Annotated in this window: 24 protein-coding genes; 9 read left to right on the top strand and 15 right to left on the bottom strand. The window is 68.0% G+C overall.

The genetic code is table 11. The features are described from left to right. On the bottom strand, positions 1-1,202 hold a 1,202-nt coding region (mutL, locus tag QZ772_RS01415; protein WP_295522316.1), incomplete at its 3' end, for a DNA mismatch repair endonuclease MutL. Between the two features lie 50 nt (positions 1,203-1,252). Here mutL and QZ772_RS01410 point away from each other — a divergent pair. After that, positions 1,253-1,915, top strand: a complete 663-nt coding sequence (locus tag QZ772_RS01410; RefSeq protein WP_295522314.1) for a DedA family protein — start codon at positions 1,253-1,255, stop codon at positions 1,913-1,915. A gap of 69 nt (positions 1,916-1,984) precedes the next feature. Here the strand turns inward: QZ772_RS01410 and QZ772_RS01405 are convergent, their stop codons facing one another. From QZ772_RS01405 to tsaE, 3 genes are all read right to left on the bottom strand, one after another. After that, positions 1,985-2,200: a glycine zipper domain-containing protein gene (locus QZ772_RS01405; protein WP_295522312.1), complete on the bottom strand. Its 216-nt coding sequence runs from the start codon at positions 2,198-2,200 to the stop codon at positions 1,985-1,987. Between the two features lie 196 nt (positions 2,201-2,396). Continuing rightward, complete coding sequence (locus QZ772_RS01400; RefSeq protein WP_295522322.1) at positions 2,397-3,815, bottom strand: N-acetylmuramoyl-L-alanine amidase; 1,419 nt, start codon at positions 3,813-3,815, stop codon at positions 2,397-2,399. A gap of 137 nt (positions 3,816-3,952) precedes the next feature. Then, positions 3,953-4,474 carry a tRNA (adenosine(37)-N6)-threonylcarbamoyltransferase complex ATPase subunit type 1 TsaE gene (tsaE, locus tag QZ772_RS01395; RefSeq protein ID WP_295522320.1) on the bottom strand — a complete coding sequence of 174 codons (522 nt, stop codon included), beginning with the start codon at positions 4,472-4,474 and terminating at the stop codon, positions 3,953-3,955. An 18-nt stretch (positions 4,475-4,492) separates the two neighbouring features. Here tsaE and queG point away from each other — a divergent pair, with 18 nt between their 5' ends. Then, positions 4,493-5,545, top strand: a complete 1,053-nt coding sequence (gene queG, locus QZ772_RS01390) for a tRNA epoxyqueuosine(34) reductase QueG (RefSeq protein ID WP_295522318.1) — start codon at positions 4,493-4,495, stop codon at positions 5,543-5,545. Positions 5,546-5,554: 9 nt separating this feature from the next. Here the strand turns inward: queG and QZ772_RS01385 are convergent, their stop codons facing one another. Then, positions 5,555-6,460, bottom strand: coding sequence for an AEC family transporter (locus QZ772_RS01385; protein ID WP_295522310.1), 906 nt, complete (start codon positions 6,458-6,460; stop codon positions 5,555-5,557). Positions 6,461-6,583: 123 nt separating this feature from the next. Between QZ772_RS01385 and QZ772_RS01380 the strand changes: the two genes are divergently transcribed. The 3 genes from QZ772_RS01380 to QZ772_RS01370 all read left to right on the top strand — a co-directional run bounded on the left by QZ772_RS01380 (position 6,584) and on the right by QZ772_RS01370 (position 9,629). Then, the gene (locus QZ772_RS01380) at positions 6,584-7,561 is read left to right on the top strand and encodes a tripartite tricarboxylate transporter substrate binding protein BugE (protein ID WP_295522308.1); all 978 of its coding nucleotides are present in this window, start codon (positions 6,584-6,586) and stop codon (positions 7,559-7,561) included. A gap of 86 nt (positions 7,562-7,647) precedes the next feature. Next, positions 7,648-8,565, top strand: a complete 918-nt coding sequence (xerD, locus tag QZ772_RS01375; protein WP_295522306.1) for a site-specific tyrosine recombinase XerD — start codon at positions 7,648-7,650, stop codon at positions 8,563-8,565. A gap of 149 nt (positions 8,566-8,714) precedes the next feature. Then, entirely contained in the window at positions 8,715-9,629 is a 915-nt protein-coding gene (locus tag QZ772_RS01370; protein WP_366510515.1) for a tripartite tricarboxylate transporter substrate binding protein, read from the top strand. Between the two features lie 66 nt (positions 9,630-9,695). Here QZ772_RS01370 and QZ772_RS01365 read toward each other — a convergent pair whose 3' ends face one another. Further along, positions 9,696-10,517 carry a ferritin-like domain-containing protein gene (locus QZ772_RS01365; RefSeq protein WP_295522302.1) on the bottom strand — a complete coding sequence of 274 codons (822 nt, stop codon included), beginning with the start codon at positions 10,515-10,517 and terminating at the stop codon, positions 9,696-9,698. Positions 10,518-10,585: 68 nt separating this feature from the next. On the opposite strand from QZ772_RS01365, the gene QZ772_RS01360 reads away from it, so the two are divergent. The 4 genes from QZ772_RS01360 (at position 10,586) to QZ772_RS01345 (ending at position 14,319) form a co-directional block, all read left to right on the top strand. Then, positions 10,586-11,110, top strand: coding sequence for a gamma carbonic anhydrase family protein (locus tag QZ772_RS01360; protein ID WP_295522300.1), 525 nt, complete (start codon positions 10,586-10,588; stop codon positions 11,108-11,110). A 43-nt stretch (positions 11,111-11,153) separates the two neighbouring features. Beyond that, a complete protein-coding gene (locus tag QZ772_RS01355; RefSeq protein ID WP_295522298.1) occupies positions 11,154-12,140 on the top strand; it encodes an Hsp33 family molecular chaperone HslO in 987 nt (328 codons plus the stop codon). Positions 12,141-12,325: 185 nt separating this feature from the next. Further along, on the top strand, positions 12,326-12,685 hold the full coding sequence (locus QZ772_RS01350; protein WP_295522296.1) for a hypothetical protein: 360 nt from the start codon (positions 12,326-12,328) through the stop codon (positions 12,683-12,685). A 14-nt stretch (positions 12,686-12,699) separates the two neighbouring features. Then, on the top strand, positions 12,700-14,319 hold the full coding sequence (locus tag QZ772_RS01345; protein ID WP_295522294.1) for a phospholipase D family protein: 1,620 nt from the start codon (positions 12,700-12,702) through the stop codon (positions 14,317-14,319). Between the two features lie 18 nt (positions 14,320-14,337). Here the strand turns inward: QZ772_RS01345 and QZ772_RS01340 are convergent, their stop codons facing one another. From QZ772_RS01340 to QZ772_RS01300, 9 genes are all read right to left on the bottom strand, one after another. Beyond that, positions 14,338-15,252: a hypothetical protein gene (locus QZ772_RS01340; RefSeq protein ID WP_295522293.1), complete on the bottom strand. Its 915-nt coding sequence runs from the start codon at positions 15,250-15,252 to the stop codon at positions 14,338-14,340. A gap of 85 nt (positions 15,253-15,337) precedes the next feature. Next, the gene (locus QZ772_RS01335; RefSeq protein ID WP_295522291.1) at positions 15,338-15,970 is read right to left on the bottom strand and encodes a hypothetical protein; all 633 of its coding nucleotides are present in this window, start codon (positions 15,968-15,970) and stop codon (positions 15,338-15,340) included. Positions 15,971-16,038: 68 nt separating this feature from the next. Continuing rightward, positions 16,039-16,317 (bottom strand): septum formation initiator family protein, encoded by a 279-nt coding sequence (locus tag QZ772_RS01330; RefSeq protein WP_295522289.1) that lies wholly within the window; start codon positions 16,315-16,317, stop codon positions 16,039-16,041. A gap of 65 nt (positions 16,318-16,382) precedes the next feature. After that, on the bottom strand, positions 16,383-17,669 hold the full coding sequence (gene eno / locus QZ772_RS01325; protein WP_295522287.1) for a phosphopyruvate hydratase: 1,287 nt from the start codon (positions 17,667-17,669) through the stop codon (positions 16,383-16,385). Between the two features lie 48 nt (positions 17,670-17,717). Beyond that, positions 17,718-18,008: a DUF1330 domain-containing protein gene (locus QZ772_RS01320; RefSeq protein WP_295522285.1), complete on the bottom strand. Its 291-nt coding sequence runs from the start codon at positions 18,006-18,008 to the stop codon at positions 17,718-17,720. A gap of 14 nt (positions 18,009-18,022) precedes the next feature. Further along, entirely contained in the window at positions 18,023-18,187 is a 165-nt protein-coding gene (locus QZ772_RS01315; RefSeq protein WP_295522283.1) for a HepT-like ribonuclease domain-containing protein, read from the bottom strand. Continuing rightward, complete coding sequence (locus QZ772_RS01310) at positions 18,184-18,603, bottom strand: nucleotidyltransferase family protein (RefSeq protein WP_295522281.1); 420 nt, start codon at positions 18,601-18,603, stop codon at positions 18,184-18,186. Before QZ772_RS01310 ends, QZ772_RS01315 begins: the two co-directional genes overlap by 4 nt. Then, positions 18,600-19,457: a 3-deoxy-8-phosphooctulonate synthase gene (kdsA, locus tag QZ772_RS01305; protein WP_295522279.1), complete on the bottom strand. Its 858-nt coding sequence runs from the start codon at positions 19,455-19,457 to the stop codon at positions 18,600-18,602. The genes QZ772_RS01310 and kdsA overlap by 4 nt, the downstream gene beginning before the upstream one ends. Positions 19,458-19,479: 22 nt before the next feature. Then, positions 19,480-20,270: CTP synthase (locus tag QZ772_RS01300; RefSeq protein WP_295522277.1), on the bottom strand; the 791-nt coding region annotated here is incomplete at its 5' end.

The following is a 20,270-nucleotide window of genomic DNA, read 5'->3' as shown; positions in this document are numbered from 1 at the left end:
GCGGCAGCGGCGGGCGGCGCCGCCTGCGTCGTGGGCCACATGGCGGCCCAGTCACCCGCGCCGCGCTCTGCCGCAAACGGAATGCCGGCCTGCCGCCACGCCGGCGTTGCCGGCGCCGCGTCATAGCCACGCAACAGCGGCGCGGGACGGGCGGTTCCGCCCTCGTCCAGGCTCGCCGCGCCAGCGGCGCGGGGCGCGGCCAGGGCGTTCTCGATGGCATGGCGCACGGCGCTGTGCACTTCGCGGCCATCGCGAAAGCGCACCTCGATCTTTGTCGGGTGCACGTTCACGTCCACCCGGGCGGGATCGATCTGCAGGTGAAGCACGAAGACGGGCTGGCGCTGGCCATGCAGGACGTCCTCGTACGCGGCACGTGCCGCATGCAGGAGCACCTTGTCGCGCACGAAGCGGCCGTTCACATAGAAGAACTGCTGATCGCCACGACTGCGGGCGGCATCCGGCACGCCCGCATGGCCATGCACGCGCAGGGCGCCCTCGCCATGGTCGACCTCCACGCTCTGGCCGATGAAGTCGTCGCCGAACACGTCCGACAGCCGCTGCGCCGGTGTGTCGGCAATCCGCCATTGCTCGACCAGCCGGCCTTCGTGCCAGATCGCGAAGCCCACGTCCGGTCGTGCAAGTGCATGGCGGCGCACGGCTTCGATGCAGTGGGCCAACTCGGTCGCGTCGGTCTTCAGGAACTTGCGACGTGCGGGAGTCGCAAAGAACAGTTCACGCACTTCCACCGTGGTGCCCTGACTGCGCGCCGCGGGCCGGAGCTCGCCCGTGCGGGCATCCAACTGCCAAGCGGTGTCGGCCTCGGTGTGGCGTGACAGCAGGCTCAGCTCGGCAATGGAGGCGATCGAGGCCAGCGCCTCTCCCCGGAATCCCATCGTGCCGACCGACTCGAGTTCGGCCAGGCTGGCGATCTTGCTGGTGGCATGGCGGCGCAGGGCCAGGGGGAGTTCATCGCGTGGAATGCCGCCGCCGTCGTCCTCCACCGCGATCAGTCTGACGCCGCCGGCCGCAAGGCGCACAGTGATCTGCCGGGCGCCGGCGTCCAGGGCGTTGTCGACCAGTTCCCGGACGACGGAGGCGGGCCGCTCCACCACTTCGCCGGCCGCGATCTGGCTGATCAGTTCGTCCGGCAGGTCCCGGATGGGCCGGCGGCCGGCGGAAGAGGGAGAAAGGAGGGCGCTCACGCGGGGGATTTTAAGAATCCGTCAACGGGCGGCCCGGATAATGCCGCGCCATGGACATCGTCGCCTTCCTGATTGACTTCATCCTCCATGTGGACAAGCACCTGGAGTCCTTCGTCGCCGCCTATGGCGCCTGGGTCTATGCGCTGCTTTTCCTCATCGTTTTCGTGGAGACGGGCGTAGTCGTCATGCCATTCTTGCCAGGCGATTCGCTCTTGTTCATCGTCGGTGCCCTGTGCGGCGCGGGCTTGATGAATCTGGGCATTGCCGTGCCGGTCCTGCTGGCAGCGGCCGTTCTCGGCGACCAGTGCAATTTCGCGATCGGCCGGCATGTCGGGCCGCGCGTGTTCCAGTGGGAAAACTCGCGCTTCTTCAACCGCCGCGCCTTCGACCAGGCCCATTCGTTCTACGAGCGCTACGGCGGCGTCACCATCGTGCTGGCGCGCTTCATGCCCTTCATTCGCACCTTCGCCCCCTTTGTGGCGGGCGTGGCCGCCATGAGCCGGTCGAAGTTCACGGCTTTCAACGTCGGTGGGGCCGTTCTTTGGGTGGTGGGCATCTGCGCAGCCGGTTATTTCTTCGGCAACCTGGCCTTCGTGCGGGAACATCTCGACAAGATCATCTGGGCGCTGATCCTGGTGCCGGGGCTCATTGCCATCTTCGGCGCTTGGCGCGGCTCTCGCGCGTCAGGCGCAGAGGCGGCTGCGGCCCGTTAGAGGCTGAAAGCGCAGGAACGAGAAGGGCCGCATTTGCGGCCCTTGTGCTTCTATAGAAGGTGCAGACGCTCAGTAGCGGCGGCGACCGTCAGGGTAGTAGTACTGGTTGTTGTAGTTCTGCTGGTCGCGCTGACGCCCGATCTCGTTGCCGACCAAGCCGCCGATGGCGGCGCCGCCCACGGTTGCCGCGGTGTTTCCACCGATGGCGTTGCCAACCACCGCGCCGCCCAGCGCGCCGACGCCGGCGCCCAGTTGCTGATTGGGGCCCGCTGCACAGCCGGCCATGAGAGCGGCTGCGCCGATTGCGGCGGCCGAAATCCAAGTGCGAGTCTTCAACATGGTGTCCACCTTTCTGGAATGTGATGGACGGATGTTGCTTGCCAACAGCGTTTGCTGACTGTAGGAGTGGTCCGCGGGGCGCTGTGCGTCGACGCGGTCCAGCCCTGCGAGACGCCGCGCGCGTGAGGCGACGGCCGCGGTATTACAGCGCCCGGCTACGCGCCAGCGGCGGGTTCTGGCCGAAATAGCGGTGGATGCCCTTCATCAGCGCGTCAGCCAGATCCTCCTGGTAGGCCACGTTGCGCAGCTTGGCCTCTTCCTCGGGGTTGCTGATGAAGGCCGTCTCGACCAGCACGCTGGGAATGTCGGGCGCTTTGAGCACTGCAAAGCCGGCCTGCTCGACGTCGCCCTTGTGCAGGCGCGCCCCGATCCGGCGGAACTCGCCGATCATGGCGCCGCCGAGCTTCAGGCTGTCCTTGATCTGCGCCGTGGTGCTCATGTCGAACAGCGCGCGCTGAACCTGCATCTCGTGCTCGCCGATGCTGATGCCGCCGACCTGGTCGGACTGGTTTTCCTTGTTGGCCATCCAGCGGGCGGCACTGCTCGAAGCGCCGTTCTGGCTCAGCGCGAACACGCTGGCGCCGCGCGCGGCCGGCGTGGTGAAGGCGTCCGCATGGATGCTGATGAACAGGTCAGCCTGCACCCGCCGGGCCTTCTGTACGCGCACGTTCAGCGGCACGAAGAAGTCGTCGTCGCGTGTCATGAAGGCACGCATCGGGTTGCCGCCCAGGGTGCTGCCGTTGATGCGGTCGCGCAGGCGCCGGGCCACCTGCAGCACGATGTCCTTTTCGCGCGTGCCGTTGGGCCCGATGGCGCCCGGGTCTTCACCGCCGTGGCCCGGGTCGAGCGCCACGATGATGATGCGGTCGGTGCGGGTGGAAGTGGCCACGTTGGGTTCCGGCCGCTGCGGTCGCGCAGGCGCCGGGCGTGGCGCCTCTGCCAGGACCGGCGGCGGCACCGGCGCAACCGGCGAGGGTGCCGCGTGCGGCGGCGGACGGACGGCCTTCTGTGCGATCAGGTCCCCCAACGGATCGGTGGCCGGGACGGGCCTTGCCGGCACTGGGGGCGGGGCCTGGACCACTGGCGGAGCCACCGCCACGGCAGGGGGCGCAGGCGGCAGCGGGGCGGCCGGCGATGCGCCGCTGCGGGTGTCGCGCAGGCGCTCGGCGATCAGCGATTCGAGCGGATCGAGTGCCTCCTGCGGGTACAGGTCCAGCACCAGCCGGTGCCTGTAGGCCGCCACGGGCGCCAGCGAGAAGACTTGCGGCCGCACCGTCTGCTTGAGGTCGAACACGATGCGCACCATCGTGGGCGTGTTCTGGCCCACCCGCAGACCGGCGATGTACGGATCGTCCGCCTTGACCTTGCCCACCAGGTCGCGCAGGGCAGGGTTGAGGGCGATGCCCTCGATGTCCACCGCCAGGCGCGGCGGGTCGCCCACCACGAGCTGCTGGGACTGCAGCCGTGCATCGGACTCGATGGTGATTCGCGTGTAGTCCGAGGCCGGCCACACGCGCACGGCCACGATGGAGGCGCCATGTGCGATCTCGGCCGCGCCCATCAGCAGCACCAGGCTGCCGGCCTGCTGCAGCCAGCGTCGGCGCTCGGGCTGTACGGGGAGCAGGGCGTGGGTCACGGGTGCTGCCTCGGCGGCATCGTCGGTTCGGGCGGAAGGATGCGATGGCGGGCGGCGACTGCTCATGGCGCAACCGCTGCCAGCAGTGCCTGGCCTATTGGGGTGAAGGCGCGCAACTGCACGCGGCGCACGTCGTCGGCGTCTGGGGTCATGGCTTCGATGTGGATGGCGAGGTCCTCGGTGGGCAGGTAGCCGGCCGCCTGGCCGGGCCACTCGGCCAGCTTGAGTCCGTCGCCGGCAAAAAGGTCCCGGAATCCGGCGTCTTCCCATTCGCGCGGATCGCTGAAGCGATAGAAGTCGAAGTGGTAGACCGGCCGGCCGTCCTGGGCCGTGTGCGGCTCCACCACGGCATAGGTCGGGCTCTTGATGCGGCCCTGCACGCCGAGTGCGCGCAACAGGTGGCGCACGAAGGTGGTCTTGCCGGCGCCAAGGTCGCCGTGCAGCGCGATGAAGGCATGGCACAGCTCGGGCCGGCCCTGCATGGCCTGCGCCAGCGATCGGGCAAAGCGGGCGGTGTCCTCCTCGCCCTGCCACAGCAACTGGCGGGAGGCGGTTTCTACAATCGGACGGTGACTGCGGTCGATGCTCAACTCGTGGCTCGGATTCGTGCGTGGGCCGGGGAGCTCGGATTCTCCCAAATCGGCATCGCGGGCATCGACCTGTCCGACGCAGAGCCCGGCCTGGCGGAATGGCTGGCCCAGGGCTTCCATGGCGAGATGGGGTATATGGCGGCGCACGGCATGCGTCGCGCCCGGCCGGCCGAGCTGGTGCCGGGCACGGTGAGCGTCATCACCGCCCGCATGGACTACCTGCCGCGCGAGACGCCGGAGGACTGGCAGGCCTTGGAATGGGCACGACTGGATCGGGCCGGCGAGGGCATCGTGTCGCTCTACGCACGAGGACGGGACTATCACAAGGTGCTGCGGGCCCGGCTGCAGAAGCTGGCCGACCGGCTGGCCGCCGAGATCGGGCCCTTCGGCCACCGCGTGTTCACCGATTCCGCGCCCGTGCTGGAGGCCGAGCTGGCCAGCCGCAGCGGCCAAGGCTGGCGCGGCAAGCACACGCTGGTGCTCAGCCGCGAGGCGGGTTCCATGTTCTTCCTGGGCGAGATCTACGTCGACCTCGAGCTGCCACCGACCGACCCCGTGGCGGCGCACTGCGGCAGCTGCACCGCCTGCATCGACGCCTGCCCGACCGGTGCCATCTTGGGGCCCCATCGGCTGGACGCCCGGCGCTGCATTTCCTACCTCACCATCGAGCATGCGGGGTCGATCCCGGAGGCGCTGCGGCCATCCATGGGCAACCGCATCTACGGCTGCGACGACTGCCAGCTGGCCTGCCCCTGGAACAAGTTCGCCCGGCGCAGCACGCTGCCTGACTTCGATCCGCGCGAGGGACTGACCGGCGCCTCGCTGGCCCAGCTCTTCGGCTGGACCGAGGATGAATTCCTGCGCCGCACCGAAGGCAGCCCCATCCGCCGCATCGGCCACGAACGCTGGCTGCGCAACATCGCCGTGGCGCTGGGCAATGCGCTGCGCCATGGGGATGCAACAGCGGCGGCTGCGCTGCGGTCACGGCGCGAGACCGCCACGCCTCTGCTGCGCGAACACATCGACTGGGCGCTGGCGCAGGCGTCCATCGCCTCGCCCGCCTGAGGCGGGCGCTCAGCGCGGAAGGCTGAGTGCGAAGGGCAGGCTCACCATGCCCAGCAGCGTCGACAGCGTGACCAGCGCCGCCACGTACGCGCCGTTGTAGCCCATGCGCGCCGCCAGCACATAGGCGCTCGACGCCGTGGGCACGGCCGAGAAGGCCATCAGCACCGCCGCCTGGGCCCCGTGCAGTCCCAGCAGCCGACACAGGCCCCAGGCCACAAGCGGCAGCACCAGGTGCCGGATCGACAGCACTGCGATCCCCAGAGCCTTGCCGCGGTTGAGTACGCCGAACTGCATGCCAGCGCCCGCTGCCAGCAGGCCGAGCGCCAGCGACGCAGCGCCCAGCCGGCCCAGCGTCGGTTGCATCCATTCGGGAACCTGCAGGCCCAGCAGGTTGATCACCAACCCGCTCGCCGTCGCGATGATGAGCGGATTGCGCGCGAGCTCGCGCAGGAATCCGCTGTTGGCATGCCGCGCCATGGGCCACACCGCCGCCACGTTCATCAGCGGCACGCACACGCCGATCAGCACCGCGATCACCAGCAGCCCCTCGGCGCCGGCCAAGCGCTCGGCCACGGCCAGACAAATGAAGGAGTTGAAGCGGAAGGCCACCTGGGCGCTGGCCGCATGCTCTCGCCGGTCGATGTGCCGGCCCAGCCAGGGCAGGTGCGGCAGGGCATAGGCAAGCACGATGCCGGCCAGACCCACACCCAGCCCGGCGGCCAGCAGATGCGTGGCCGCGCCGAAGTCGATGGGGCTCTTCACGATCGAGTGGAAGAGCAGGACAGGAAAGAGGAAGTAATACACCAGGCTCTCGACCTGGTCCCACACCCGGCGGTCCAGGGCGGTGTAGCGGCACAGCAGCCAGCCGCAGGCGATGAGGGAGAAGTCCGGAAACAGCAGCTGGGCGTAATTCACCGGCCGAGCATAAACCGCGCACTTATAGGTATCCCTCAAGGCCCGGCGCAGGGCTGCCGCTAGGATGCGCCGCACGCGGGAAGCGAATCCGCCCATTCAAGAAACGAACCTGGAGTCAAACCGATGCAACGCCGCCACTGGAACGCCATCGCCGCTGCCGCCCTGCTGGGTGCGCTGGCCGCCCCTGCCGCCTGGGCGCAGGGCTACCCCGACAAGCCGATCGAGCTGCAGGTGCCCTTCGCACCCGGCGGCACCACCGACATCGTGGGCCGGGTCATCGCCGACCCCTTGGGCAAGGTGCTGGGCCAGCCGGTCGTGGTCACCAACAAGGCCGGCGGCGGTGGAGTGGTGGGGGCGTCAGAGACCGCGCGCGCCGCGCCTGATGGCTACAAGCTGGGCGTGGCCACGGTGTCCAGCACGGCCGCCAATCCGGCGATCAACCCCAAGACCCCGTACGACCCGATCAACGATTTCACGCCCATCATCAACATCGCCGCCACGCCCAATGTGATCGCGGTGCATCCCAGCTTCCCGGCCAAGGACTACGCGAGCTTCGTGGCCGAGCTCAAGAAGAACCCCGGCAAGTATTCGTACAGCTCGTCCGGCACCGGCGGCATCGGCCACCTGCTGATGGAGCTGTACAAGAGCATGACCGGCACTTTCGTCACGCACATCCCGTACCGCGGCGCCGGCCCGGCCCTGAACGACACCGTCGGCGGCCAGGTGCCCATGATCTTCGACAACCTGCCTTCGGCGCTGCCCTTCATCAAGGCGGGCAAGCTGGTGCCGATCGTGGTGGCTGCGCCGCAGCGCCTGAAGGACCTGCCCAACGTGCCCACCTTCAAGGAAGTGGGCCTGGAGCCGGTGAACCGCATGGCCTACTACGGCATCCTCGGCCCCAAGGGCCTGCCGAAGGATGTCGTCGACAAGATCAGCGCCGGCACCCGGAAGGCCCTGGAAGACCCGGCCGTGCGCAAGCGCATCGAAGACACCGGCTCGATCATCGTGGCCAACACGCCCGATCAGTTCGCCGCCCAGATCAAGGCCGAGTTCGCGATCTACAAGGACGTGGTGAAGAAGCAGAATCTCAAGCTCGACTGAGCGTTCTGTTCTTGCCCCGCCCGCCGCTGCGGGCCCGGCGTTCTCTGGAGCCGCCCTCGGGCGGCTCCGTGTTTTTTTGCATCTCCATGACCCCTCCGGCCTCCATTGCCGCCACGCCATCGCCTGCCGACATCGACGACTTCATCGACGCGCTGTGGCTGGAGGAGGGCCTGTCGCGCAACACGCTGGCCGCCTACCGCCGCGATCTCTCGCTGCTGGCGCAGTGGCTTGCGCCCCGCGGCGTTGCCCTGCCGGCGGCGCGCGAGAGCGATCTGCAGGCCTACATGGGCGAGCGTCTCGCGCAGCGCGGCAAGGCCACCTCGGCCAACCGCCGGCTGACGGTGTTCAAGCGCTACTTCCGCTGGGCGCTGCGCGAGCACCGCATCGTGGCCGATCCGACTCTGCGCCTGCTGCCTGCGCGCCAGCCCGTACGCGTGCCCAAGACGCTGAGCGAAGCGCAGGTGGAGGCGCTGCTGGGTGCGCCCGACATCGCCACGCCGCTGGGCCTGCGCGACCGCGCGATGCTGGAGTTGATGTACGCCAGCGGGCTGCGAGTGAGCGAGCTGGTGGGCCTGCGCCTGGTGGACCTCGGCTTGCAGGAAGGCGTGCTGCGCGTCATGGGCAAGGGCAGCAAGGAGCGCCTGGTGCCCTTCGGCCAGGAGGCCGAGCGCTGGATCGGCCGCTATCTGGCCGAATCCCGGTCCGCCATCCTGGGCGGCCAGCAGAGTGGCGACCTGTTCGTCACCGCTCGCGGCGCCGGCATGACGCGGGCCATGTTTTGGGTGATCGTCAAGAAGCACGCCGAGGCCGCCGGCGTTCGCGTGCCGCTGTCGCCGCACACGCTGCGCCATGCCTTTGCCACACACCTGCTCAACCACGGCGCCGACCTGCGTGCGGTGCAACTGCTGCTCGGGCATGCCGACATCTCCACCACCACGATCTACACCCATGTGGCGCGGGAACGCCTGCGCCAGCTGCATGCGCGGCACCACCCGCGTGGCTGAGGCCGGGCGGCTGGCCGCCTGCGGCAGCCGACGACAGGGGGCGCTGGCATGATCCGGCCATGATCTCTACGACCGATTCATTCCTGCGCCGGCGCCTGTGCCGCGGCGCTGTTCTCGTCGCCTGTGGCGCGGCCCTCGTAGCCGGAGGCTTGCCGGCATTTGCCCAGGATCTGCCCAAGACCGTGCGCCTGACCGTGGCCTATCCGCCCGGCGGCGTGGCCGACGTGGTGGCGCGCACCCTGGCCGAACGGCTGGCTGCGCAGACCGGCAGCACCTTCGTCGTCGACAACAAGGCCGGCGCCAGCGGCACCATCGCCATGGAGGCCATCGCCAAGGCGCCGCCGGACGGCGCCACCTTGGGCTTCTCGGCCATCAGCCCGCTCGTGCTGAGTCCGCACCTGGGCAAGCTGCCCTACGACCCGCTGCGCGACCTGCTGCCAGTGGCCAGCGTCATGTACTCGCCGGTGGTGCTGCTGGCCACCTCTGCCGAGGGCAGTGCCGACATGCGCGCCGTGCTCGCCAAGGCGAAGGCGCAGCCCGGCGCGGTGCGTTGGGCAACATCCGGGCCTGCTTCACTCGGCCACGTGATGCTGGAGCAGCTGCGGGCCGGCGCCAAGGTCGACATCACCCATGTGCCCTACAAGGGTGGCGGCCAGCAGATGACCGATGCGCTTTCCGGCCAGTTCGAAGTGCTGTCCACGAACGCCGGGCCGGCGGTGGCCATCCAGGTCAAGGCCGGCAAGCTGCGGCCCCTGGCCGTCGGTGCGCCCGCGCGGCTGGAGAGCCTGCCCAACGTGCCGACCCTGGCCGAGCTGGGCTTCAAGGACGCCAATCTGTCCTCGCAGTTCGGCGTGTTCGCACCGACCGGGCTGCCGCAACCCTTGCAGGCGCGCTTCAACGCGGAGATCAACACCGCATTGCAATCGCCGCAGATGCGTTCGCGCCTGACCACCACCGACAACGTGCCGACCGGCGGAAGCCCCGCAGCCTTCGCCAAGGAGATCGCGGCCGAGTACGAGAACAACGGCCGGATCATCCGCGCTGCTGGCATCAAGGCCGATTGATCTCCCTGGGGCGGTGTCTACGCGGGTGGGCGAGGCCTGCCCGCGGTTGGCCCGCGTCGCTGGCGTCTATGTCGCGTCCGCCGCCAACCCCTGCAGTTCGTCTTCGGTGAAGCCTGCCCGCGAGCGTGCGTCCATGTTGAAGGGGGGCTTCAGCCGCGGCGCCTGATGCGCGCGGTACAGGTGGCGGTAGTGGGCCAGCGCCTCCAGCCCATTCCGCTCGCACAACCAGCGGTACCAGCGGTTGCCCACTGCCACATGGCCGATCTCGTCGCGCAGGATGATGTCGAGGATGGCAATGGCGGCGTGCGCATCGGGCGTGCCCACACGCGCCAGCTTGGCCTGGATGAGGGGCGTCGCGTCCAACCCCCGGGCTTCCAGCGTGCGGGGCACGAGGGCCATGCGGGCGACCACGTCGTAGGCCGTCTTCTCGCACATCGTCCAGAGGCCGTCGTGGCCGGGAAAGTCGCCGTAGCGCCAGCCCATGGACTGGAGGTGTTCGTGGATCAGTGTGAAGTGCAGCGCCTCCTCGTCCGCCACCCGCAGCCAGTCGCGGTAGTAGTCGGCCGGCATGCCCTCGAAGCGCCACAGCGCGTCGAGCGCCAGGTTGATGGCGTTGAACTCGATATGGCAGATGGCGTGCACCAGTGCGGCGCGGCCTTCCTCGGTGAAGGGCGAGCGGGTGGGCACGTCCTTGGCCCCGACGCGTGCCGGCCGCACAGGGCGGCCCGGCACGCCCGCATCGTCGGCAGGCACCCGGACCGTGTCTGTCCAGCAGGCGTCGGTGGGCGGCGTCCGGGCGCAGTCGGCGGCCAGCGCGCGGGTAGCCGCCACCTTCTGGGCGGGATCGGTAAGGACAAGCGCCTGGAGCGCGCGCAGCCGGGGGTGCATCCCTACAATTCTATTTTTCGCCTGCGGCCCGGCCGCACGCGCACCCACGACACCAGGAGACGACAAGCATGGCCCTCTACGAACTCGATGGCACCGCCCCCCAACTCGCCGAAGGCGCATGGGTGGCCGACAGCGCCGAGGTGATGGGCAATGTGAGCCTGGCCGAGAACGCCAGCGTCTGGTTCGGCGCGGTGGTGCGCGGCGACACCGAGCACATCGCCATTGGCCGCAACAGCAATGTGCAGGATCTTTCCGTTCTGCATGCGGACGTCGGCTGCCCCCTGACCATCGGCGACAACGTCACGGTCGGCCACCAAGTCATGCTGCATGGCTGCACCATCGGCGACGGCTCTTTGATCGGTATCCAGGCGGTGGTCTTGAACAACGCCCGAATCGGCCGCAACTCCATCGTCGGCGCCGGCAGCGTGGTGACCGAAGGCAAGGAGTTTCCGGACAACTCGCTGATCATCGGCTCGCCGGCCAAGGTGGTGCGCGCCCTGGACGACGCCGCGGCCGCCAAGCTGCGCCAGAGCGCGCAGCACTATGTGGAAAACGCCCATCGCTTTGCGAAGGGCCTCAAAAAGATCGGCTGACTCCCGGCGCTGCGCGCCTCCCCGTCGGCCGAGGAAAGCAACCTTGAGCGAACTACACACCTTCCTCTTCGACGGCCTGCCGGTGCGCGGCATGATCGTGCGCCTGGACGGCGCCTGGCAGGAAATCCTTGCCCGCCGCGCCGCCAACACCCAGACCGGCGCCTATGCGCCGCCCGTCGCCGAGCTGCTGGGCGAGATGACGGCCGCAGCCACGCTGATGCAGGCCAACATCAAGTTCAAGGGCTCCCTCATCCTCCAGATCTTTGGCGATGGCCCGGTCAAGGTGGCCGTGGCCGAAGCGCAGCCCGACCTGAGCCTGCGCGCCACGGCCAGCGTGGTGGGCGATGTGCTGGCCACCGCCGGTCTGGCGGATCTGGTGAATGTGGGCAATAAGGGCCGCTGCGCCATCACGCTCGATCCCAAGGAGCGCCTGCCTGGCCAGCAGCCCTACCAGGGGGTGGTGCCGCTGTTCGGCGATCGCGGCGAACGTCTGGGCAAGCTCTCGGAAGTGCTTCAGCATTACATGCTGCAAAGTGAGCAACTCGACACCACGTTGGTGTTGGCCGCAGACGAGCAGGTGGCCGCTGGCCTGCTGATCCAACGCCTGCCCCTGGCGGGAGAGGCCAATCTGGCCGGCAGTACCACCGCGCGCGACGAGGACGAGATCGGCCGCAACGAGGACTACAACCGTATTGCGACGCTGGCCAGCAGCCTCACGCGCGACGAACTGCTGTCTCTCGATGTCGAAACGATCCTGCGGCGCCTGTTCTGGGAAGAAAGGCTCCTGCGCTTCACGCCACGTGACGGCATGCTTGGCCCTCGTTTTGCGTGCACCTGCAGCCGTGAGCGCGTGGCCAACATGATTCGCAGCCTGGGCCAGGCCGAGGCCGACGACATCCTCGCCGAGCAGGGACGCATCGAGGTCGGATGCGACTTCTGCGGTCAGCAGTACCGTTTCGACGCGGTCGACGCAGCCCAGATCTTCGCGGGGCCGGATGCGCAGGCGCCGGGAAGCTCGGTCGTTCAGTAATTGTTCATCCGAACCATTGGGTGGCCTGATCACCGGTGGGAGTCTCGTTGGCGCCACAGCCCCCGCCGCATTGCGGGGCGGGCGTGCACTCCATATGTCACAACACTTGACGGTTTTGTAAGCCAGTTTCAGGATCGGGTGTCGGCCGTTTACGGTCGGCTTCATTCAACTATCTCGAGGACGATATGAACACCAAGAACCTCTTTGCGGCGACTGCAGCTTTGGCCGTGGCGCTTCTGGCTGCCAGCCCTGCCATGGCGGACGATCCGACCAAGGAACCGCCCACGCCTGCCGCCAAAAAGACGACCAAGGCCGAGCGCGCCGCCGCACGCCAGAAGCGCAAGGCCGAAATGACTGCTGCCGAGAAGAGCGGCACGGCCCCCACCGGTGGTGAAGCCACGCCCCCCGAGAAGCAGGCCAATGCGGTGACTGGCACTAAGGAGTCGCGCAAGGCCGAACGCGCCAAGAAGCGCAAGGAAGTGGCCGCCGCCAACAAGGCTGGCGCGATCCCCGCTCCCAACGAAGCCGGCGAACCCAAGAAGTGATCGCTGGTCACTGAGTGGCGCAGGCGCAGGCCGCCCGTGCCGCACTGCTGCATGGCTTGTGGTGGCGGTGGCTGATCCGGGTCCTTGGGCTCGGGCTGGCAGCCGCACTCACGGCCTGCGCCAGCCTGCAGGAACCCTCTGTCGCCGCGGCACCGTCCTTCGCGGCGACGGATGTCGGCCCCACACCTCTGGCCCGCATCGCCGCAGCCAGCCTTGCGGCGGATGCCGCAGCGCGCGGACATTCGGGCTTTCTGCTCATGCCGGAAGGTCCGACGGCCCTGAATGCACGCATTGCACTCATCCGGGCCGCACGCAAGTCCCTTGATGCCCAGTACTACATCCTTCAGGATGACGCGACCGGGCTGCTCTTCCTGAGCGAGCTGCTCGATGCGTCCCGTCGCGGTGTGCGTGTTCGTCTGCTGGTCGACGACCTGTACACGCCGGGCAAGGACCAGCTTTACGCCGCGCTGGCGTCCCAACCCAATTTCGAAATTCGCCTGTTCAACCCGCTGGCCGTACGCAGCGGCCCATTGGCCTGGCGCGTGGCGCTGTCGCTTGGCGAATTGCGACGTATCAATCGGCGCATGCACAACAAGCTGCTCGTGGCCGACAACAGCATCGCCGTCACCGGGGGGCGCAACATCGCTGACGAATATTTCATGCGCAGCGACCAGGCCAACTTCGTCGACATGGATCTGTTGGCGGCCGGTCCGGTGGTCCCGGCGTTGTCGCAGAGCTTCGACGATTTCTGGAACAGCCGGCAGGTGCGCCCCATCGGCAGCCTGATGGAGCTGCCGCCGGACAATGAAACCACCCGACGCGTGCTGGCCGAGCGCTGCGAGGATCGGCGCGATCTGCTGCCCGAAGCCGCCACCGACGTGCTCGGGCATCCGCCAGTGAGCGAGCAAATGGCGGCCGGGCGACTGCTATTGACCGAGGGCGATGGTCGCGTGGTATATGACGTGCCGGAGAAGATCACCTACGACGACCCGGAGGCCAGCTTTGCTGACAGCGTCAGTCAGCGGACCATCGCCATGCTCTACGGCGCGCGTCACGAGGTGCTGATGGTGTCGCCCTATTTCGTGCCCGGCAAGGCAGGCCTGGCGATGCTGCAGCAGCAGGTGGCGCGTGGCGTGCAGGTGCTGGTGTTCACCAATTCGCTCGACGCCACAGACGAGACGCTCGTGTATTCCGGCTATGCGCGCTATCGGCTGGCCATGCTCAAGGCCGGCGTGAAAATCTTTGAGCTGGGATCGCGCCTGGTGCCCAAGGAGCGGCGTTTCGGCGAGTTCAAGAGTTCGACTGCGCGTCTGCACGCCAAGGTCATGCTGGTGGACCGCGAGCGTGTGTTCATCGGCTCGATGAATCTGGATGGCCGCTCCGCGCGGCTCAACACGGAGGTGGGCGTCATCATCGACAGCCCGGCGCTGTTGGCGCAATTTGGTGCGTTGATGCCCGTGCGCGAACTGGGCGCCTATGAGCTGCGCCTGCGCCAGGAAGACGATGCCGTGCAGTGGATCGAGCACCATCCCGACGGCAGCCGGGCGGTGCTCGATGAGGAGCCAGGCGCCATGCTCATCGACCGCGTGCGCGACTGGCTGCTGCTCAAGCTGCTGCCCGAAGACGTGCTGTGACGGCGCCGCCGCTGCTCCTCAGCGCTCGAAGGCGCTGTAGCGGATGTCGGGCGCGCTGGTGTTGTGCCGTGAAGGCTCGCTCCGGCCGAATCGGATGTCGCTTACGCCCGACGCACGTTGAAAGTCTGGCAGAGGCTTCGCGTGTGACTCGGGCGCGTCGCCGACGGTGTGCCAGCGGACCTCGCTCATGTCGGCGTTGTCCGCCGCCACGTACATCGACCGCAGTACCGAGAAGGGCCGCAGGCCGCGCACTGGATTGGAGAAGCGCACATCCAATGTCGTTCGTTCGCGGCTGACTTCGGCAAGGCGGATGCGGGCCGCGCCGCCGCCGTCGAAGCGCAAGTCGAAGCGGATGTCCGGCTGGGTGCGGATTCGGATGTCGCGGATGTCGACCACCGGCCGGCCGTCATGGCGCACCGGGCCCAGAAGCATCGACGAGCCGTACACGCCGTCGCCGAAGCGCGCCAGCGGCAGCGGTTTGATGCGCCAGTAGCCGTCCGCGGGATACATCACCAGCGCTTCCTTCATCTGTCCGTCGATGCGCCGGAAGATCTGGATCATGTGGAAGCCGCGATCGCGATGGCCATCCACCTCCACAGGCACCTGCTGAGGCCGCCAGAACACCGGCAGCGTCATGCCGACGATGCGCCACTCGGCATCCTCGTGCAGGGTGACGGTGCGCGGTTCGAAGCGATGCTTGGGGTCGGTCGGATGGTCGCTGCCATCGAAATTGCAGCCCGAGAAGTCCGGTGCCGTGATGTCCTGGGCGATGCGCTCGATGTAGGCGGGTTGCAGCGCCTCGACAACGAACCGTTTCACGCTGCCGCGCAGAAGGAGCGAGACGTTGTCTTCCTCGGCACAGCGTGTGGGCTTGGTCTGGTTCTCGACCGTCGCCGTGGCGGACGCGGCGTGGGCGCCGGGCAAGGCCGACATTGCGAGCGCAGCCGACGCGGCAAAGGTCGCGAGCCTGCGTCGGACGCGGAAGGGGGCGGAGGTCCAGAGGTGCATGGGGGATGTGTCAGCCGGTCACGGGCCGTTGCCGGCGCGCGAGCAGGTCGGTGAAGAGGCGGTGTTCGCAGTCAGGGTCGGAACAGCGCTCGCAGTTCCATGCCGATGAGCGCAGCCGCGGCTGCGACTGTGCCGGCGGCAGTCGCTCATCCCGACCATCCAGGCCCGACTGCAGGGCCGCCCAGGCGCGTGCAAGGCGCTGTTCGGGCTCCCGTCCGTGGATGATGGCGCAGGGCAGGCCCACCGCGGCGAACGCAGCGCGCAGCCGGCTGTCGAGTGCCTGCGCTTCGGGCGAGGGCGGATCCGGCGGAGGCAACAGCAGCGTGAACGCGTGGCGCTGCTCGGCGGCGATCAGTGCGGCGGGCCAGCGTTGAAACTCCAAATCCGCCTCTGCCAGGAGGGCCACGGGGCTACGGTCTGTCACGACCAAGGCGCTCCTGCTTGCCTCGTCGATCCGCATACGCCAGTCGTGGGAGCGGCCGAGCGCTTCGTCGGGGTCGGGGCCGGACGCGGATCGGGAGCAGGACGCAGCCTCCGTATTGGGCAGCGTCGTCGCCAGCAGGCCGCGCTCGTGGAAACGCTGGGCCAGGGCGTCCGTCAGGGCCCGCCGGTCCGCAGCCCACGCGCCCCAGATGGCGATCACGTGCCCCGGACCCAGTCGCGGTGTCATATGCAGCAACCAGCGGGCGGAGGGCCGGGCAGGGCGGGTGCCTAGCGCGCGATCTGCACCAGGATCTCGTTGGGCTTGACCATGCCCAGCTCCTGCCGCGCCCGTTCCTCGGCCATCTCGATGCCCTCTTTGAGGTCACTCACCTCGGACTCGAGCCGCTCGTTGGTGTGCTGGGCGCGGATGTTGGCGGCCTTCTGGTCTTCCAGGTTCTTGCGCAGCTTGGCCACGTCGGGCAGGCTGCCGCGGCCCGCCCACAGCTGAAGCTGCAGCAGGCCGAGCAGGCAAACCAGGACGGCCGGGACGATGAGACGCGCGCGCATCGCCGCTCAGCCGAACCGTGCCGCCACCGTCGGCCCAGAGGCGCCGGAACTGGAAGACCGGCGCATCAACGCAGGTTGTAAAAGGCCGCGCGACCGGGGTAGCTGGCCACGTCGCCCAGGTCTTCCTCGATGCGCAGCAGCTGGTTGTACTTGGCCATGCGGTCCGAGCGCGACAGCGAGCCGGTCTTGATCTGGCCGGCATTGGTGCCGACGGCGATGTCGGCGATGGTGCTGTCCTCGGTCTCGCCCGAGCGGTGCGAGATCACGGCGGTGTAGCCCGCGCGCTTGGCCATCTCGATGGCGGCGAAGGTCTCGGTCAGCGTGCCGATCTGGTTGATCTTGATGAGGATCGAGTTGGCGATGCTCTGGTCGATGCCCTGCTTCAGGATCTTGGTGTTGGTGACGAACAGGTCGTCGCCCACCAGTTGGACCTTCTTGCCCAGACGTTCGGTCAGCAGCTTCCAGCCGGCCCAGTCGCCTTCGTGCATGCCGTCCTCGATCGAGATGATCGGGTACTTGTCGCACCAGGTGGCCAGCATGTCGGCCCAGCTCGCGGCCTCCAGCTGCAGGCCGCCTTCGCCTTCGAGCACGTACTTGCCGTCCTTGTAGAACTCGCTGGCGGCGCAGTCCAGGCCCAGGGCGATCTGCTCGCCAGCGGTGTAGCCGGCCTTGTCGATGGCTTCCAGGATCAGCTGGATCGCCGCTTCATGGTTCTCGACGTTGGGGGCAAAACCGCCTTCGTCGCCCACGGCCGTCGGCATGCCACGGCTGTCGATGATCTTCTTGAGGGCATGGAACACCTCGGCACCGTAGCGCAACGCTTCACGGAAGCTGGGCGCGCCCACCGGGATGATCATGAACTCCTGCAGGTCCAGGCTGTTGTTGGCATGCGCGCCGCCGTTGATGACGTTCATCATCGGCACCGGCAGGCTCATGCCGCCCATGCCGCCGAAGTAGCGGTACAGGGGCAGGCCGGACTCTTCGGCCGCAGCGCGCGCCACGGCCATCGACACGGCCAGCATAGCGTTGGCGCCCAGGCGGCTCTTGTTCTCGGTGCCGTCCAGGTCGATCAGGGTCTTGTCCAGAAAGGCCTGTTCGGAAGCGTCCAGGCCCAGCACGGCTTCGCTGATCTCGGTGTTGACGTGTTCCACGGCCTTGAGCACGCCCTTGCCCAGGTAGCGGCCCTTGTCGCCGTCGCGCAGCTCGATGGCTTCGCGGCTGCCGGTGCTGGCGCCCGAGGGCACGGCCGCACGGCCCATGGTGCCGCTTTCCAGCAGCACGTCGCATTCCACGGTGGGGTTGCCGCGGCTGTCGAGGATCTCGCGGCCGACGATGTCAACGATGGCACTCATTCAGGGTTCTCCGGTTTTTGGTAATCGGTTCGGCGCAGGGGTGCGGGCTCAGACGCCTTCGACGGCGATCATGTTCATGATCGCGGCGCCGGCACGCGCCTCACGCGCCTTCTTGTATTCGGGCGTCTTGTAGAAGGCCTTGGCCTGCTCGAAAGTCGCGAACTTGAGCAGCACCACCCGCGTGGGCTGCCAGGTGCCTTCCAGCGGCTCGACCTGCCCGCCGCGCACGCAGACCTCGGCGCCGTGCGCCTGCATGGCGGCGGAGGACCACTTCTTGTATTCCTCGTACTGCGTCGGATTGGTGACCTCGACGTGGGCGATGACGTAGCCGCTGGGCATGTTGCAGGTGTCCTTCAGTTCGATTCGGGAAGCTGGCGCGAGAGCAACAGGCCGGCAAAGCGCAGCAGCCCGTCCAGTTCGTGCCGGATGACCGCAGCCACGATGGCTACGTCCAGGCTCTGGTATTCGTGGACCGCGATATTACGAAAGCCGACCATGCGGCCCAGCGATGCCGTCATTGCCGTGCCTCTCCCGCGCGCATGAGCCTCTCTGCTAACTGCTTCACCATCGGCTGCCGCCAGGCCTGCATGTGCTGATGCTCGGTCAGGACGAAGCCGCAGTAGCCGGCCAGCGCGACCGGGTCCAGGCTGAAGAGCAGGCGGCCGGTGGCCAGCACCTGGTGCTGCATCACGGTCGACACGCGTCGGAAATCCAGCAGGTCCACGTCCGCGCCGAGTTGTGCGGCGAGCCCTTCGGCGGCGTCCCACTTCGTCGTCGGCGACAAGGGCGCGGGCAGGTCAACGGCGATGTCCAGATCACTGTCCGGCCCGAACCGTCCGGCTGCCGCGCTGCCGAACAGCCAGGCGCCACGCGCCTGCGGCAGCACATGGCGCAGCGCGGCGACGATCCAGTCCTGGCTGGGCGGCAGGGTCATGCGCTGAAGCGGTCTTCCAGAAAGCCGTTTTTCTTGGTGATGCGGTCGAACTCGACCAGCGTCTCCAACAGCACCTTCATGTGCTTGAGCGGCACGGCGTTGGGGCCGTCGGACAGCGCATTCTTGGGATCGGGGTGCGTCTCCATGAACAGGCCCGCCACACCAACGGCCACGGCCGCGCGCGAGAGTACCGGCACGAATTCGCGCTGGCCGCCCGAGCTGGTGCCCTGGCCGCCCGGCAACTGCACCGAGTGCGTGGCGTCGAACACCACGGGCGCGCCGGTCTCGCGCATGATCGCCAGGCTGCGCATGTCGCTGACCAGGTTGTTGTAGCCGAAGCTCGCGCCGCGTTCGCAGGCCAGGAAGTTGTCTTCCGGCAGGCCCTTCTCGCGGGCGGCGGCACGCGCCTTGTCGATCACGTTTTTCATGTCGTGCGGCGCGAGGAACTGGCCCTTCTTGATGTTCACCGGCTTGCCCGACTGGGCGGCGGCGCGGATGAAATCGGTCTGGCGGCACAGGAAGGCGGGCGTCTGCAACACATCGACCACCTGGGCGGCCTCGGCGATGTCCTCTTCGGAATGCACGTCGGTCAGCACCGGCACGCTCAGCTCCTGCTTGAGCTTGGCCAGGATGGCCAGGCCCTTCTCGCGGCCCGGCCCGCGGAAGCTGGTGCCCGACGAGCGATTGGCCTTGTCGAAGCTGCTCTTGAAGATGAAGGGAATGCCCAGCGCGCTGGTGATTTCCTTCAACTGGCCGGCCGTGTCCATCTGCAGTTGCTCGGACTCGACCACGCAGGGCCCGGCGATCAGGAAGAAGGGCTGCTGGAGCCCGACATCAAAGCCACAGAGTTTCATGCTTGCTCCTCGCGCCGGCCGTTCAGGCCACGACCTTCAGCGCGCTCTTGTCCGAGCCCTGGTGCGACAGGGCTGCACGCACGAAGGCGTTGAACAGCGGATGGCCGTCCCACGGCGTGGACTTGAACTCGGGGTGGAACTGCACGCCCATGTACCAGGGGTGCACGTCCTGCGGCAGCTCGACGATCTCGGTCAGCTGCTCGCGCTGCGTCAGCGCCGAGATCACCAGGCCGGCCTGGCGCAGCTGGTCCAGGTAGTTGACGTTGGCCTCATAGCGGTGGCGGTGCCGCTCGGTCACCACGTCGCCGTAGATGCTGTGGGCCAGCGTGCCTGGCATCACGTCCGAACTCTGTGCGCCCAGGCGCATGGTGCCGCCCAGGTCGGACTTGGCGGTGCGTGTCTTGATGGTGCCATCGGCGTCCTTCCACTCGGTGATCAGCGCGATCACCGGGACGCTGGCATTGGGATCGAACTCCGTGCTGTTGGCACCCTTGAGGCCCGCCACGTTGCGCGCGTACTCGATGGTGGCCACCTGCATGCCCAGGCAGATGCCCAGGTAGGGAATCTTGTTCTCGCGGGCGAAGCGGGCCGCGCAGATCTTGCCTTCCACGCCGCGCTGGCCGAAGCCGCCGGGCACGAGGATGGCGTCGTACTTGTCCAGGCGCGCCACGTTGTCGGGCTGGATGGTCTCGGAGTCGAGGTACTCGATCTTCACGCGGGCATGGTTCTTCATGCCGGCGTGGCGAAGCGCTTCGTTGAGCGACTTGTAGCTGTCGGACAGGTCGACGTACTTGCCGACCATGGCGATGGTCA

Source organism: uncultured Pseudacidovorax sp. (assembly GCF_913773995.1).
Classification (GTDB): Bacteria; Pseudomonadota; Gammaproteobacteria; order Burkholderiales; family Burkholderiaceae_C; genus Xenophilus.
This window is presented reverse-complemented; position numbering and strand designations above follow the sequence as displayed.

Coding starts and splice junctions, on each gene's coding strand:
- QZ772_RS01410 (WP_295522314.1), top strand. CDS start 1,253: ATGGACATCGTCGCCTTCCTGATTGACTTCATCCTCCATGTGGACAAG.
- QZ772_RS01405 (WP_295522312.1), bottom strand. CDS start 2,200: ATGGCCGGCTGTGCAGCGGGCCCCAATCAGCAACTGGGCGCCGGCGTC.
- QZ772_RS01400 (WP_295522322.1), bottom strand. CDS start 3,815: ATGGGCGCGGCCGAGATCGCACATGGCGCCTCCATCGTGGCCGTGCGC.
- QZ772_RS01380 (WP_295522308.1), top strand. CDS start 6,584: ATGCAACGCCGCCACTGGAACGCCATCGCCGCTGCCGCCCTGCTGGGT.
- xerD (WP_295522306.1), top strand. CDS start 7,648: ATGACCCCTCCGGCCTCCATTGCCGCCACGCCATCGCCTGCCGACATC.
- QZ772_RS01365 (WP_295522302.1), bottom strand. CDS start 10,517: ATGCACCCCCGGCTGCGCGCGCTCCAGGCGCTTGTCCTTACCGATCCC.
- QZ772_RS01360 (WP_295522300.1), top strand. CDS start 10,586: ATGGCCCTCTACGAACTCGATGGCACCGCCCCCCAACTCGCCGAAGGC.
- QZ772_RS01350 (WP_295522296.1), top strand. CDS start 12,326: ATGAACACCAAGAACCTCTTTGCGGCGACTGCAGCTTTGGCCGTGGCG.
- QZ772_RS01340 (WP_295522293.1), bottom strand. CDS start 15,252: ATGTCGGCCTTGCCCGGCGCCCACGCCGCGTCCGCCACGGCGACGGTC.
- QZ772_RS01330 (WP_295522289.1), bottom strand. CDS start 16,317: ATGCGCGCGCGTCTCATCGTCCCGGCCGTCCTGGTTTGCCTGCTCGGC.
- eno (WP_295522287.1), bottom strand. CDS start 17,669: ATGAGTGCCATCGTTGACATCGTCGGCCGCGAGATCCTCGACAGCCGC.
- QZ772_RS01320 (WP_295522285.1), bottom strand. CDS start 18,008: ATGCCCAGCGGCTACGTCATCGCCCACGTCGAGGTCACCAATCCGACG.
- QZ772_RS01315 (WP_295522283.1), bottom strand. CDS start 18,187: ATGACGGCATCGCTGGGCCGCATGGTCGGCTTTCGTAATATCGCGGTC.
- QZ772_RS01310 (WP_295522281.1), bottom strand. CDS start 18,603: ATGACCCTGCCGCCCAGCCAGGACTGGATCGTCGCCGCGCTGCGCCAT.
- kdsA (WP_295522279.1), bottom strand. CDS start 19,457: ATGAAACTCTGTGGCTTTGATGTCGGGCTCCAGCAGCCCTTCTTCCTG.